This window comes from Baaleninema sp., assembly GCF_049974805.1.
GTDB lineage: Bacteria > Cyanobacteriota > Cyanobacteriia > Cyanobacteriales > Geitlerinemataceae > Baaleninema.
This window is the reverse complement of record NZ_JBNGCO010000068.1, coordinates 1-15,489: the sequence shown is the minus strand read 5'-3', so window position 1 is coordinate 15,489 and position 15,489 is coordinate 1. Positions and strand designations below refer to the sequence as shown.

Below are 15,489 nucleotides of genomic sequence, written 5' to 3'. Positions count from 1 at the left end.
CGGCGGTGGGTTCGGCGGTGGGTTCGGCGGTGGGTTCGGCGGTGGGTTCGGCGGTGGGTTCGGCGGTAGAATTGAGGGACTCAGAGGAGGGGGTGCAACTGGTGAGGGAGAAGAGGAAAGCGAGAGCGATAACAGGTGAGACAGAATGCGAAAACTTCATCGATTTGAGAGCGTCGGAGTGCGAAGTGGGGTAGAGGCAAGGGAAAATAGGGAGTTGTGGGACGACTCCGACTCGATTATACGTCGGCTTGAATTTCTAGCTAGAAAGGCATTCTGAAGGACTGACCGGGATCGCACATCTGACCCGAGGCAGATCGGGGACATCTTAACTGCTGCCAATTACCCAAAACTGAGGATCTGCAAGATACCGAATCTCCGATCCCGATCGGATTCAAGATATCAGATTTCTCCAGCCTGCTAAGTACTTTGAGATCTGTCCTGGCTCTTGGGGAGACAACACCTTAAAAAACCATACGAACGATCCGCCAAGTCCCCTTGCTACTTTATTTTGTCATTTGTCAAAAAACAGACAGCAAGCTGTGCAATTGGCGATCGAACCCCGCCTTTACAATTTGTAATCAAAAGAACCTAAGCCTTGTCGGTCAATGCTTTGCCGACAACTCTCACCAAGGGGAAAGCGCTCGATATCCGAGAGAATACGTAGTTTTTATCAGTATTTACTCGAAACTTTGGATTTTATTTATAATAAAGTAATACTTAAGAGTTTTGTGGCTAAACGAGACTGAGTGACGCCATCGCTTTTTGTCGAGCAAATCCCCTAGCACCCATGGCGATCTGAGGAGCGAGTAGGAGACTTTTCTATGAATGCAGAGGAGCAAACCCAAGATTTAAAACAACGCCTCGATCGCGAGGTATTGTTGCACCGCATGACCAACCGCATTCGGCAATCGTTGGAACTGCAAGAAGTTCTCGATGCGGCTGCCGTCGAAACCCGAGCGTTCCTCGAGGTCGATCGCGTCAAAATCTATCGCTTCAATCCCGACGAGAGCGGCGAAGTGGTAGCCGAGTCGGTGGTGGAAGGGCGACTGCCCTCCCTGCTGGGGTTGTCCTTTCCCGCCGACGATATTCCGCCATCGGCTCGAGAACGGTTCGTGAAGGAACGAGTTCGGACGGTGATTAACGTAAACCAACGCTCCATCGGTCTCAGCCAACTGGAGTTGTCCGATTTACCCGACGAACACCGAAGGCTCGATTCTTGTCACGCCGAATATCTCACGTCGATGGGCGTCACCTCTTCCCTCGGCGTACCCATCCTGCAAGGCGAGCGTCTGTGGGGATTGCTCGTCGCGCACCATAGCGAACCTCGAAACTACGATCGCTCTAAGTTGCAATTGGTGCAAGCGGTGGTCGATCGCCTGTCGATCGCCATCGCGCAATCAGAACTGTTAGCTGAAACCCGCCGCCAAACTCAGCGCCAAGCCACCATCAACAAGATTTCCGCGCTCCTCCACGCTCAACCGACAGTCGAACTCGAAGCCGCCCTCAACGCCAGCGTCGAAGCCCTCGACGGCGTTGGCGGTAAACTCTACGTGGTGGGCGAAACGCCCCTACACTTCAACTCGGGTATTTGTCCCAACTTCAGCGACAGCCTGGCGTTAGAAAACGCTTACGGGGATTGGGTGTCGGCTCTAATTCGGGAAAACAACCGGGGTAACGGACGGCATTCGCTGGATTTGTTCGAGACGCAAAACCTCAAAGCAGTCCCCTCCCTGGCTCCCGTGGCGAACCACTTCCTCGAGATGGGTGTTCGTGGGATATTGGTCTTGCCCCTGCACTACCGCCAGCAATTCTTCGGCTACCTGAGTGTCTTTCGCCCGGAAACCGACACGGAAATTTGGTGGGCCGGACAGTTCGACCCCACGGAACGGCAGGAACGCCCCCGTCAGTCCTTTGAAGCGTGGCGACAACTCAAACGCGGACAGTCTCAACCCTGGACGGAAGACCACCGACATCTGGCTCGGGAACTGGGGGAACGGTTCGCTTCGGCCGTTCAACAATTCTTACTCTATCGGCAAGTGCGAAACCTCAACGCCACCCTGGAACGACAGGTGGCCGAACGCACGGCCCAACTGCAACAATCCCTGGAACTCACGGAAGCTCTGGCGCAAATCGCCGACCAAATTCGCGGCTGTCTCGATTCCGAACAAATCCTTCAAACTATCGTTCGCGAAGTCCGCGCCCTCCTCGATACCGATCGCGTCGTCATTTACCAACTGCTCGACGAAGAGGGCGGGGAAATTACGGTTGAAGACGTGCGGGGGTCTTGGAAGTCGATCGTCGGGGCGTCAACGCCCCCCGGTTGCTTTCCCGAACGGGTACGCCAGCAATACCGACTCGGCGGGGCGAAAGCGATCGCCGATGTGGACGCCATCGACTTGACCCCCTGTCATCGGGAATTTCTCGACAGTATGCAAGTGCGGGCCAGTCTCATCGTTCCCGTGCGCCGCGACGATATGCTCTGGGGGCTGCTCGTGGCTCACGAGTGTCAGGGGCCTCGCCATTGGAAACCCCGGGAGGTGGAAGTCGTCGAACAACTGGCCAAACAAGCAGCCATCGCTATTTCTCAGGCGGAACTGTTCGCCCAAAATCAGCAAGCGACAGAACGGGCTAACGCGAAAGCCCAACAGCTCGAACGGGCCCTCGAGGAACTCAAACAAACCCAAACCCAACTGATTCAGAGCGAGAAAATGTCGAGTTTGGGTCAGTTGGTGGCGGGTGTGGCTCACGAGATCAACAATCCCGTCAACTTTATTTACGGCAACCTCATGCACACGACGGAATACACGGAGGAGTTGATCGATCTGTTGCAGTTGTATCAAGAACATTATCCGCAGCCGGTGCCGGAAATTCTCGATCGAGCTGAGGAAATCGATCTTGAGTTTCTCGTGGAAGATTTGCCCCATATGCTGGGGTCGATGAAACTCGGTGCCGAACGCATCCGTCAAATAGTCCTGTCGTTGCGGAATTTCTCCCGTCTCGACCAATCGGATCTCAAACCCGTCAACCTACACGATGGTATTGAGGGGACGCTGACGATTTTGCACCACCGTTTGAAAGCTAAAGCCAATCGCCCAGAAATTCAGGTGGTGAAGCGTTACGGCGATCTGCCGCCCGTGGAATGTTACGCCGGACAGCTCAATCAGGTATTTATGAATTTGCTCAGTAACGCCATCGAAGCGTTCGACGGGTTCGATGAAAGTAAGGGCAAACGCTGTATTGAGATTCAGACGGAAGCCCTCGAAGGCAATTGGGTGCGGGTGACGATTCGCGATAACGGCTGTGGCATTCCCGAGAAGGTGCGATCGCGCATTTTCGATCCCTTCTTCACCACCAAACCCGTGGGCATCGGTACGGGATTGGGACTGTCGATCGGGTATCAAATTGTGGTAGACAAACATCACGGCCGCTTTGAGTGTGAGTCTCAAGCGGGAGTCGGGACGGAGTTTCGCCTCGAAATTCCCGTGGTTCAGAAGTCGGCCGGTCAACGCAGCCACAGCGACACACCCGCATCAGCCGCTAAGATATAATCGAGTTTCCGCAGTCGTCGATCGCCATCGATCGAATCTCGGCGGCGCGGCAAGCCATCCCCCCGAGTTGTGATGTTAGATCTCGATCGATGGGAACAATTGCGATCGTGCTGTCAAGACGAGGCAGCCTTCGATCGGCTCAAAGAGATTTTGAGAGAGATGGGGGTACCAGTCTCGCGGCAGGTGTTATCCCCACAAGCGTTGTCTCAAAATTTATCTGAGGCGTCGGCTCTGGCTCGGGCGCAGCGGCAAATCCAGCGTCAGCAAGCTCTAGCCTCGACGATCACTCGCATTCGCGAGTCCCTCGACCTGCACGATATTTTCAATACCACCACCCACGAACTGCGTCAGCTTCTCGATGCCGATCGTATTGCCATTTATCGGTTTTACGAGGATTTTAGCGGCCGGTTCGTGGCGGAATCCGTTGCGCCGGGGGGCGTTCCCCTATTGTCGCCCTCCTCGGACGATATCGAAACGGCAGCCGGAGCTTCGCCGACGATTCGCTTTGACGCCAACAGTTTACCGCTACCGAGTAACGGCAAATCCCCCGCTCGCATCCTTGAGGAACATGGTTCCCCCGTCTCGGCTATCGTGCCGATTTTACAGGGACAGTTTTTGTGGGGACTTTTAGCCGCCAGTCACCGAGAAAGCGATCGACCTTGGCATCCGGAGGAAGTGGAACTGCTCGAACAGGTGAGCGTCAATCTCGGCGTCGCTCTCAAACAGTCGGAACTGCTTCATCGCACTCAGCAACAGGCGCAACAACTGGCGAAAGCGGCGCAACGACAGAAAACGCTGACGGTGACGATCGAGAAAATTCGGCGATCGCTCGATATCGATACGATTTTTACCACCACCACCCACGAAGTGCGACAACTCCTCGATGTCGATCGCGTGGCGGTATACTATTTCAACCCCGATTGGAGCGGACAGTTCGTCGCCGAATCCGTCTCTGAAGGCTGGACGAGCCTGCTTGAGTTACAGATGGCTATGCCTCAAGTTCAAGGAAACTTGATGGTTTGTCCGAAAATGAAAGCCTTACTGGAGGCGCAGGATCGCAATACCAGCGACGAGAAAGAGGTTCCCCTTCATCCCCGTCAGGTGTTTACTATCGAAGATGTCGAACGTGCCGGCTTTCAACCTTCTTATTTGGAGGTCCTCAAACTTTATCAATGTCGCGCCTACGCCATCGTTCCTATTTATCAGGGAAACGCCCTCTGGGGAATGCTCGCCGCCTATCACAACGCGGCGGCGCGACATTGGGAAACGGCAGACGTGGAGCTGTTGGTGCAGATTAGCGAACATCTCGGCGTGGCGTTGCAACAAGCGGAACTCCTCGAACAAACCCGCATGCAAACTCGCCGCCTCGCTAAGACGTTACAGGATTTGCAAAAGACCCAAACTCAGTTGATTCACAGCGAGAAAATGGCGGGGTTGGGGCAACTGGTGGCCGGCGTCGCTCACGAAATTAACAATCCAGTTAATTTTATTTACGGAAACTTGACTTATGTACGCGACTATGCTCAAGATTTGATCGATTTAATCGGCGTGTATCGCGAACAAGTGAAAGAGAAAATCGAACCCGTCGAAGAGAAAATCGAGGAAATCGATTTAGAGTTTATTGTCGAAGATTTACCGAATTTAATTTCTTCGATGAAAACGGGAACCGATCGAATCCGTCAAATCGTTCGATCGCTGCGAATTTTTTCCCGCCTCGACGAAGCTCAAAAGAAAACTGTCGATATCCACGAAGGACTCGATAGTGTCTTGTGGCTGCTCAAACATCGCTTGAATTCCAGTCACGACGGACAGATTAAAATCGTCAAAAAATACCAAAAAATCCCCAAAATTACCTGCTACGCCGCCGAGTTAAACCAAGTTTTTATGAACTTGCTCAACAACGCGATCGACGCTTTGGAAGATTTAAAAAATACCAAAAAACAACCGACCATCGTTCTCGCCACCGAACAACTGGACGAAGACAATATTTTGATTCGCATTATCGATAACGGCGGCGGCATTCCAGAAGACATCAAACAACGAATTTTCGATCCGTTTTTTACTACAAAAGCCCCCGGAAAAGGCACGGGTTTAGGATTGTCCGTCAGCTATCAAATTGTCGTAGAAAATCACGGGGGCGATCTCACCGTCAAATCGAAAGGGGGCGTGGGGACGGAGTTTGCGATCGAGATTCCCATTAAGTCCATCGACGGGGAAGAATAATTGAGAATTGAGAATAGAATTGAGAATTGAGAATTGAGGTTCGAGCGCCAATCGTTGATAATTAGAAGGTTGACGGCTGTTTTCGACTTCGTAACCCACCCATGATCAAACGCGCTCTGCTGCTGGTCGGTCTGCTCTGGCTTCCTAATTCCGCTGGCGCTGCCTTTCCCGAACCCGAACGCAGCGAAACCGCGATGGTGGTATCGGCGCATCCTCTAGCCAGCGAGGCGGGACGGGAAATGTTGGAACGGGGCGGAAACGCTGTCGATGCAGCCGTTGCAACGACTTTTGCGATTTCTGTGGTGGAACCCTTTTCGGCGGGAATTGGCGGCGGTGGCTTTTTGTTGCGCTACGACGCCGAGACGCAGCAAGTGACGAGTTTGGACTTTCGGGAACGGGCGCCCCTGGCGGCGACGGAAACGATGTATCTCGACGAGTCGGGGGAACCGATCGATCGATCGAGTCTCGACGGACATCGCGCCGCCGGCGTCCCCGGAACCGTGGCGGGAATGTACGACGTTCACCAACGTTACGGCAGTTTACCTTGGGAAACCGTGGTGCAACCCGCCCTCACTCTCGCCCAAGATGGCTTTCCTGTCAGTCGTCGCTTTGTGCGTGCAGTGGAACGACGACGAGAAATGTTGCTCTCCAACCCGGCGGCGACCGCAGCCTTTACGCGAAACGGCGAGTTTTACGCGGTGGGAGATACGCTCGTTCAAACTGACTTGGCGGCCACCTTAGAACGCATCGCTACAGATCCTGAGAGTTTTTACACAGGAGACATTGCTAGGGCGATCGCGGCGGATATGGACGCCAACGGCGGACTGGTGACGATGGAGGATTTGGCCGCCTATCGTCCCGTTTGGCGCGATCCGGTGTGCGGTCCGTTTCGTCAAGTGCGAGTCTGCGCCATGGCACCGCCTTCCTCCGGTGGGGTTCACCTGCTGCAAATTTTGAATATTCTCGGCGATACCGAAATTGAAAGTTGGGGATGGCACCACCCGGACGCCTTGCATTTACTCGTCGAAGCCATGCGCGTCGCCTACGCCGATCGCGCCGAGTATTTGGGCGATCCGGATTTCGTCGAGGTTCCCGTGGCCGAACTCACCAGTCCTGACTATGCAGAACTGCGCCGGGAGTCGATCGATCCCGAACGCGCTACCCCCTCGAGTGAAGTGAAACCGGCCGACGAGGAGACGTTGCGCCGCTTGCGGGAATCTCGCGAAACCAGTCATTTGACCGTAGTGGACGGCGATCGCAACGCCGTTAGCCTCACGTTTACCGTCAACGGCGGCTTCGGGGCGGGAGTGGTGGCGGCGGGAACGGGAATCCTCCTGAATAATGAAATGGACGATTTTTCGATCGCGCCGGGAGTCCCGAACCTTTACGGTTTAGTCGGCGGCGAAGCCAACGCCATCGAAGCGGGAAAAACGCCCCTCTCGAGTATGACGCCGACTATCGTCACTGAAAACGGCCGGTTGCGAATGGCACTGGGAGCGCCCGGAGGCAGTACGATTATTACCACCGTGCTGCAAGTGTTGCTCAACGTGGTGCTATACGACATGGATGCCGGGGAAGCCGTGGCCGCGCCGCGACTGCACCATCAATGGTTGCCCGACCGTGTTATCGTCGAACGCTGGGGATTTGACGCCGCCACCACTGAGGCTTTAGAAAATCGCGGTCACGAGTTAACGGTTTGGGACGGTTGGGGTAATGCCAACGCCGTCGTCGTTACGCCGGAGGGGACGTTAGAAGGAGCCGCCGATCCGCGAGGGGAAGGAATTGCGCTAGGGTTTTAAGGCTAGAGTTGCTGTTGAGGACATGGCGATGCCGACCCAGTTAATCGCTCTTTTGGCTGCGTTGTTGTTGTCGTGGTTAGTCTTTACCTGGTTGATTCGCGTGGTGAAGACGACCATTACCACGGCAATTTCGATCGCGGCGATAGTGTTGGTCTTGCAAGTGGGCTTCGGTATCGATCCCGATGTTCTCTGGCAAGAAATGCTGCGCTTTGCGGGGACGCTTCAAGAGATGTTTCAGAACCTATCGAACCAACCGTCTAAGTTCGGAAAATAATTGAGAACTACAGAGATGTCGATCGCTTTAAGTCGTCCAACAATAGGTAAAGATACTTGCTCTTTTACAACAGTTTAGAACGGCATTATCGTATTTCGTGCCAAAAATAGCAACCTCGTAATAATTCATTACATTCAAAAGCCGTTGAGGGACAACCTTTCCCGATCGAGTTTCCAGAACCTTCTTCTGGGGCGATCGACGAAATCCACGACAAGCTTTTGATAGAATTATGAAAATCTCGCCGCGACCGTTTGCGTCAGCGTTGCGGATCGAACTCGCAGCTCCCCGTCAATCCGGATAACGGTTTTCCAAATGGCGCGGGTCTGCGGTATCCTCATGACGGTTAGCGCCCCACTCCAAAGAGATGGGGAAACAGTCTTAACCTTTCGTGCCAGATTGACGACCCCAGTTGGGATTTAATAGAGAATAAGAATAACCATGAGATATCGTGCGTTAATTGCCGGACTCGTCGCGCTCTGCGTTGGGTTCCTAACCGCTTGCAGCGAAGAACCCGTCAGCCTCCTGAGCGATCGAACCTACACCTACGACCAGATAAGAAATACCGGACTCGCCAACAGTTGCCCGCAACTTCCGGAAACCGCGCGGGGAGAATTTTCCCTCGATAGCGGAGAGTCTTACATTCTCACCGATTTATGCTTGGAACCCACCAGCTACTTCGTCAAAGAAGAATCGACGAACAAGCGTGAAGAACCCAAGTTTATTGGTGCCAAACCCCTGACCCGTTATACCTCGTCTCTCGACCAAGTGACGGGAGATTTAATTCTCGATGAAAGCGGGGTTTTGACCTTTAAAGAAAAAGAAGGTATCGACTTCCAAGCGATTACCGTTCAACTTCCCGGCGGCGAACAAGTCCCCATGCTCTTTACCATTAAGAACTTGGTGGCTCAAACCCCCGGAGGTCAAAACGGAATCAGCACTTCGACGGATCTGAAAGGACAGTATAAAGTCCCCTCCTATCGCGGCGCGACGTTCCTCGACCCGAAAGCTCGCGGTCAAGCGACGGGATACGATAATGCTGTTGCACTTCCGGCGGCGGCTGACGACGAAGAAATCGTTCGCGAAAACGTCAAACGGACTCCCGTGTTAGACGGCGAAATCGAATTGCAAGTCTCGAAAGTGAACAGCCAAACTGGAGAAGTTGCAGGAATTTTCCAAGCTTTGCAACCTTCAGATACGGACTTAGGGGCTAAAGAACCGGTGGACGTCAAAATTCGCGGTCTGTTCTACGGTCGCGTCGAGCCTGCGGTGTAAGGTTTGCGCTTTTAGGCCATTCTTGGTTTCAGCCAATTTGTTTAGATTTATTTTGAATGCGACCGTCTGGGATAACCTCCAGACGGTCGTTTTTGCAAGTGAGAGTTGATAGTTGATAATCGATCGGTATCTCGATTGATTCAAATGTTTCAGTCATTGGGATTTGAGCCAGAATCAATGTTTCGAGGTTCCTTGTTGACATCCCCTCATCCCATCATCCCCTCATCCCATCACCTCATCATCCCCTCATCCCCTCATCCCCTCATCCCCTCATCCCCTCATCCCCTCATCCTCTCATCTCATGTATTGGTACGACGGACGACTTTACGATTCGACGACACTGCAACTGAATGTAACCGAACCGGGACTGTTGTACGGTGCAACGGTGTTTACGACGCTGCGGGTTTACCAGCAGTCGCTACAGCATCGGCGAACCGATTGGGAAGGACATTTGCGGCGGTTGCGGGAGTCTATGGAGCTGTTCGAGTGGCGTTCGCCGGATTGGAAGCGCGTTGACGAGGGGGCTAAACGGCTGTGTTCGGAATTTCCCGTGTTGAGAATCGCACTGTTTCCGGACGGACGGGAGTTGATAACAGGGCGATCGCTCCCTGGGAATTTATCGCAACGACAGCAAGAAGGGGTTGTGGCGTGGGTGGCGGAGAAACCCCAGTTTCGTCGCGCCGTTCCCGAAGTGAAAACGGGAAATTACCTTCCGGCGTGGTTGGCGTTGCAACAGGCGAAGCAGCGAGGTGCAGCCGAGGCTATTTTGACAGATATTAACGGTGCTTGGTGCGAAACCAGTACGGGGAATTTGTGGGGATGGTGTCAGGGGAGATGGTGGACGCCACCGTTAGAGGTGGGAATTTTACCGGGGTTAGCGCGAGAAAAGATTTGCGATCGCGCCCTGCGTCGCCATCTTCGTCTCGGTCAACAGCCTTGGTCGGACGATTGGGCGGCCAAGTTCGAGGCGCTGGCCTATACCAACAGTGTCGTCGAAGTGATACCGATTCGGAGGGTGTTGACCGGGAACGCTGAAGCGTCGTTAACCTTCGATCCTTGCCATCCGAGTCTTGGGGAATTGCGATCGCTCCTCGCAGGGGAGGACGAAACGACTTAAACTTAAAGGCCTTAAATCTAAAGAAAATATAAAAAATGACAGAATTAATTTTAGCACAAATTCAAGGGTTTTAAGATCGAAAATTAACGACAATTAACAGTTGGATTTTAACAGGCCTTATTTTAGCGCGTTCTGTCACCAAAGCTATAAAATGTAACGACTTTTTACGAGTCTTCATGTATTGTAAATAGATTGTCAAAAGCCGCGATAGCGTTACTCTCTGGCGATCGTAAAAAAACCTTAAAAAGAGGACTATCTTAAAAACAAACTCGATAAGATAAAAACTTGAAAGCAAGTAGAGCGGGATGGAAAAAAATATGGTTACCAGCGCCCCGAGCATCCAATCTGGCGTTCCTAAAAGCGAAAGCTTCGTCCTGTGGTTTGAAGAAGTCGGGATAGCCGACGTCCCTTTGGTTGGAGGAAAAAACGCCTCTCTCGGCGAAATGATCCAACAGTTATCGTCCAAAGGCGTCAGCGTGCCGACGGGATTCGCCACGACAGCCTACGCCTATCGCTACTTCGTTGAAAAAGCCGGTCTCGAAACCAAACTTCGCAAGTTGTTTTCCGATCTCGACGTGGAAGACATGCAAAACTTGCGAGATCGCGGCAAACAAGCCCGTGCTTTAGTTCTCAACACCCCGTTTCCCAAAGAACTCGAAGTGGCGATCGCGACCGCCTACTTCAAGCTTTGCGAACGCTACGGAGCCGACACCGAATTTTGCGATCGCTTCGATCCCGAATACCGTCAAGCCTGCAAAGAATACAGCTACGACACGGACGTGGCAGTGCGATCGAGTGCCACCGCCGAAGACTTACCGGACGCGAGTTTCGCCGGACAACAAGAAACCTATCTCAACGTCCACGGCGCCAAATCCGTTCTCGAAGCCTGTCACCGTTGTTTCGCATCCATCTTCACCGATCGCGCCATTTCCTACCGCACCATCAAAGGCTTCGATCACTTCGACGTTGCCTTATCGGTCGGCGTCCAAAAAATGGTGCGTTCCGACCTTGCCGCTTCCGGCGTCATGTTCTCCATCGACACCGAAACCGGCTTCAAAAACGCCGCGTTGATCACCTCTGCCTACGGCTTAGGCGAAAACGTCGTGCAAGGTGCCGTCAACCCGGACGAATACTTCGTCTTCAAACCCACCTTGCAACAAGGCTTCCGTCCGATCCTCGAAAAACGCCTCGGTTCCAAAGAACTGAAAATGGTCTACGACATCGGCGGCGGTAAACTCACGAAAAACGTGCCAGTTGCCGAACCCGATCGCCAAAAATTCGCCATCACCGACGATGAAGTGCTGACCCTGGCGAAATGGGCTTGCATCATCGAAGACCACTACAGCGAAGTTCGGGGAAGCTACACCCCGATGGATATCGAATGGGCCAAAGACGGACAAACCGGCGAACTGTTCATCGTCCAAGCCCGTCCCGAAACCGTCCAATCCCAAAAAGCCGGAAACGTCCTCAAACACTACAAACTGCAAGGCAGCAGTAACGTCCTCGTGACCGGTCGCGCCGTCGGCGAAGCCATCGGACAAGGCAAAGCCCGCGTTATCCTCGACGTTCACAAAATCGACCAGTTCCAAGCCGGCGAAGTCCTCGTCACCAACAAGACAGACCCGGATTGGGAACCGATCATGAAAAAAGCCAGTGCGATCGTCACCAACGCGGGCGGACGCACCTGCCACGCCGCCATTATCGCCCGAGAAATGGGCATTCCTGCGATCGTCGGTTGCGGCAAAGCCACCGGAACCCTGACCACCGGACAAGACGTTACCGTGTCCTGCTGCGAAGGGGAAGAAGGAAAAGTCTATTCCGGCTTAGTTCCCTTTGAAATCGAAGAAACCGTTCTCGACAACCTGCCCACCACCAAGACGAAAATCTTGATGAACGTGGGCAACCCAGAAGAAGCCTTCGGTCTCTCTTCCATTCCCTGCGACGGCGTAGGTTTGGCCCGGTTCGAGTTCATCATCGCCAACCACATCAAAGCTCACCCCTTGGCGCTGCTTCACTTCGACGAACTCGAAGACGAAAGCGTCAAACGGGAAATCGCCGAACTGACCGCCGAGTACGAGAACAAACCCGATTTCTTCGTCGATAAACTGGCTCACGGCATCGGCACCATCGCCGCAGCGTTCTATCCGAACCCTGTGGTCGTGCGCATGTCCGACTTCAAGAGCAACGAGTACGCCAACCTCCTCGGCGGGAAACAGTTTGAGCCGAAGGAAGAAAACCCGATGATCGGCTGGCGCGGTGCGTCTCGTTACTACGATCCCAAATACGCCCCCGCCTACGGCTTGGAATGCAAAGCCCTCAAACGGGTTCGCGACGAAATGGGACTGACGAACGTGATTCCCATGATTCCCTTCTGCCGCACTCCCGAAGAAGGACGCAAAGTGCTGGCGGAAATGGAAAAATACGGTCTCAAACGGGGCGAAAACGATTTGCAAGTGTACGTGATGTGCGAGATTCCCAGTAACGTGATTCTCGCCGACCAGTACAGCGAAGTCTTTGATGGCTTCTCCATCGGGTCGAACGACCTCACCCAGTTGACCCTGGGATTGGACCGCGACTCGGCCTTGGTGGCGCACATCTTCGACGAACGCAACGAAGGCGTCAAGCAAATGGTGCGGATGGTCATCGAACGGGCGAAAGCCAACGGTCGCAAGATCGGGATTTGCGGTCAAGCGCCGAGCGACTATCCCGAATTCGCTCGCTTCTTGGTTGAATTGGGCATCGATTCCATCAGCTTGAACCCCGACTCGGTTCTCAAGACTCTCCTCGATATTGCCGACTTCGAGTCGAAGCAATAGACTGCCTCCTACGGGTTTGATTCCAACACTTCTGTTACCGAGCTTTCCCCTACTTTCGGGTAGGGGATTTTTTGTGGGTTAGTTTGTGGGTTGTCGAGAGCTTTAGATCTCCGGCATCTCCAAGATGCCGGGGATCTCAGTTTTTTGGGTAGTTTTTTGACGGATCTTGGTAGTTTTTTGGGTAGGTTGGGTGAGTGCGACCTGTTTCAACAGCGATAGGGAAACCCAACGCGGGAATCTTAGAACGGGGGATTTTATAAAACCCTTTCTAAACCATTTCTTTCAAAGATAAAGCAGCATCGTTGAGCCGTTGGGTTCCCACCTTTACTTGAGCGATTCCCGAAGCGTTTTCCTGGGCGGCGGTATTGAGGGAGTTCATGGCTTCGATAACCTGTTGAACGGCGTTCACTTGCTGTTTGAGGGTTAGAGAGATTTGCTGGTTGTTCAACACGACCTCGTCGATGGCTTCTCGCACTCCTGCAAAGGCATCGGAGGTATCGTGGGTGATGCGAACTCCTGACTCGACGGTTTTTGTCCCTTCGTCTGTCACCATGACTGTGGAGTTGATGGCATTTTGAATGTCTGCGACTAGGGCGTTGATTTTTTCGGCGGATTTTTTGCTTTGGTCGGCGAGTTTGCGAATTTCGCTGGCGACGACGGAGAAGCCTTTGCCGTGTTCTCCGGCGCGAACGGCTTCGACGGCGGCGTTGAGGGCCAGCATATTGGTTTGGTTGGCTAAGTCGCTGACGAGGGTGGAAATGTTGCCGATTTGGTTGGTTTGTTCGCTCAGTCGTAGGATTTGTTGGGCGATCGCACCGACTTTGTCTTTGAGGGCGTTCATGGTGTCGAGGGTTTCGCCGACGGCGCGGGTTCCGTTATCGGCGCGATCGAGGGCTTGGCGAGCGTTACTGGTGGCGGCGTCTGCTTGTTCCATCACCTGACGGGCGGAAGCGCCGAGTTCGTCCATGGTGGTGGTGGTTTCGTTGACGGATGCGGCTTGCTGGGTCGCCGCTCGTTCTTGTTGTTCTACGGTGGCGGCGATTTCTGAAGAGGAACTGGCCACCCACCCGGCGGATTCGTTCATTTGACGGGTAATTTTACCGACCAACCACAAGCCGATGGAAATGGAGACGACCAGGGTGAGTAAGGTAAAGGCGAAGGTCGAGTTGACCGGATCGGTCATGGCTTCGTCTTGGTTGGTTTGGCTGTTGTCTATCAGTTGTTTTTCCCGTTGGTGGAAGTCCCGTAAGAGGATTTCGATTCGTTCGGCTTGACGGCGACCGTTGTTTTGTCTCCATTGGGCGATGGCGCGATCGGTTGCGCCGCTTCTGACGAGGGCGATGAGGGAGTCGTTCAACTCGATGAGTTGGCGCACTTCCGTCACCAGTGTGTTGAAGGTGTTTAGTTGTTCTTCGTTTGCGAGCCGATCTTGGAGTTGGACAACGTCGTTGTCGAACTGTTGTTTGGCTTGGGTGTAAGACTCGAGGGAAGTGGAATCGGGATCGAGGAGGTAGCCCCGGGTCGTCCGCGACATGACCTGAACGCTGAGGGCGAGATCGCCGATAACGTTGCTGTTCGTGACAAAGGATTCAACTTCTGTTGCTTCTTCTCGGATAATACTGACGTTCCGCCAAACGACAACTGACGAAACGACTGACAACAGTATGGGAACGAGGTATCCGAAAATAATCCAATATCTAACTTTGAGGTTGTTGGGCGATACCATCAGTCCGAAAACTCCTAGCACAATTGCAATGCGATTCGTCAGCCACTCTCGTTTGACGGACGAGGAAATGGCAGATCTGTTGTTATTTATGATACCGCTCTGAGAAAAGTAAATGGGAAAATTAGATAGAAATTTTAACTAAAATCACAACTCTGCGAGGGTTCGGTTGTGAAGCGGCTTTTTTGAGGTGACGTTCGGTTGGTTCGGTTTTGCTGGGGCGTACTGTCTGCTCTAGCGATATCTACGGCCTCTCGCTTGGGAACGAGATTTTTTTAACGAGATTTTTTAATGGAGATAGGGGGGAATTTCCCGACTCAATCTGACGGGAAATCTTGATTTTTTATAAAAGTTATAAAAATGCGAATGGATTTGTGGGGGGCGATCGCTCAAGATAAGATGTGCGATCGTCCTCCTTCCCGCTCTCATCAAGTTTGGCGAAAATTGCTGGGTTTGCGAGGTTTTGGTTTTGAATTAATTATTCTTGAAAGGGGGCGTGTTCTCAAATAGGTTTACAGTGTCGATATTAAATAACTGGAAAAATAAAACGATTTTTATTACTGATAGTCCGTAAGTTTCCATCGTTCCCACGCAGAGCGTAGGAACGATAAGAAAAATCTTCAAAAAAACCTTTGAGTTTTGGGTAAGATTTTATAGACTCAATACAATTAATTTTATCAGAATTGCGATCGAATTCCATCACTCACGATAAAAATA

8 protein-coding genes are annotated in these 15,489 nt (G+C 52.8%); 7 read left to right on the top strand and 1 reads right to left on the bottom strand.

Annotated features, from left to right (window positions below):
• The first annotated feature begins 821 nt into the window (after positions 1 to 821).
• The 7 genes from ACP5D4_RS13710 to ppsA all read left to right on the top strand — a co-directional run bounded on the left by ACP5D4_RS13710 (position 822) and on the right by ppsA (position 13,049).
• Positions 822 to 3,548, top strand: coding sequence for a GAF domain-containing protein (locus ACP5D4_RS13710; protein ID WP_428012183.1), 2,727 nt, complete (start codon positions 822 to 824; stop codon positions 3,546 to 3,548).
• A gap of 72 nt (positions 3,549 to 3,620) precedes the next feature.
• Entirely contained in the window at positions 3,621 to 5,771 is a 2,151-nt protein-coding gene (locus ACP5D4_RS13705; RefSeq protein WP_428012182.1) for a GAF domain-containing sensor histidine kinase, read from the top strand.
• Positions 5,772 to 5,872: 101 nt separating this feature from the next.
• A complete protein-coding gene (gene ggt, locus ACP5D4_RS13700; RefSeq protein ID WP_428012181.1) occupies positions 5,873 to 7,570 on the top strand; it encodes a gamma-glutamyltransferase in 1,698 nt (565 codons plus the stop codon).
• Between the two features lie 28 nt (positions 7,571 to 7,598).
• Entirely contained in the window at positions 7,599 to 7,844 is a 246-nt protein-coding gene (locus ACP5D4_RS13695; protein WP_428012180.1) for a hypothetical protein, read from the top strand.
• A 438-nt stretch (positions 7,845 to 8,282) separates the two neighbouring features.
• The gene (locus tag ACP5D4_RS13690) at positions 8,283 to 9,116 is read left to right on the top strand and encodes a photosystem II manganese-stabilizing polypeptide (protein WP_428012179.1); all 834 of its coding nucleotides are present in this window, start codon (positions 8,283 to 8,285) and stop codon (positions 9,114 to 9,116) included.
• A 301-nt stretch (positions 9,117 to 9,417) separates the two neighbouring features.
• On the top strand, positions 9,418 to 10,233 hold the full coding sequence (locus tag ACP5D4_RS13685; protein WP_428012178.1) for an aminotransferase class IV: 816 nt from the start codon (positions 9,418 to 9,420) through the stop codon (positions 10,231 to 10,233).
• Positions 10,234 to 10,550: 317 nt separating this feature from the next.
• Entirely contained in the window at positions 10,551 to 13,049 is a 2,499-nt protein-coding gene (gene ppsA / locus ACP5D4_RS13680) for a phosphoenolpyruvate synthase (protein WP_428012177.1), read from the top strand.
• A gap of 268 nt (positions 13,050 to 13,317) precedes the next feature.
• On the opposite strand, the gene ACP5D4_RS13675 is transcribed toward ppsA, so the two are convergent.
• A complete protein-coding gene (locus ACP5D4_RS13675; protein ID WP_428012190.1) occupies positions 13,318 to 14,775 on the bottom strand; it encodes a HAMP domain-containing methyl-accepting chemotaxis protein in 1,458 nt (485 codons plus the stop codon).
• Positions 14,776 to 15,489 lie beyond the last annotated feature (714 nt).

Coding starts and splice junctions, on each gene's coding strand:
- ACP5D4_RS13685 (WP_428012178.1), top strand. CDS start 9,418: ATGTATTGGTACGACGGACGACTTTACGATTCGACGACACTGCAACTG.
- ggt (WP_428012181.1), top strand. CDS start 5,873: ATGATCAAACGCGCTCTGCTGCTGGTCGGTCTGCTCTGGCTTCCTAAT.
- ppsA (WP_428012177.1), top strand. CDS start 10,551: ATGGTTACCAGCGCCCCGAGCATCCAATCTGGCGTTCCTAAAAGCGAA.
- ACP5D4_RS13695 (WP_428012180.1), top strand. CDS start 7,599: ATGCCGACCCAGTTAATCGCTCTTTTGGCTGCGTTGTTGTTGTCGTGG.
- ACP5D4_RS13690 (WP_428012179.1), top strand. CDS start 8,283: ATGAGATATCGTGCGTTAATTGCCGGACTCGTCGCGCTCTGCGTTGGG.
- ACP5D4_RS13710 (WP_428012183.1), top strand. CDS start 822: ATGAATGCAGAGGAGCAAACCCAAGATTTAAAACAACGCCTCGATCGC.
- ACP5D4_RS13675 (WP_428012190.1), bottom strand. CDS start 14,775: ATGGTATCGCCCAACAACCTCAAAGTTAGATATTGGATTATTTTCGGA.
- ACP5D4_RS13705 (WP_428012182.1), top strand. CDS start 3,621: ATGTTAGATCTCGATCGATGGGAACAATTGCGATCGTGCTGTCAAGAC.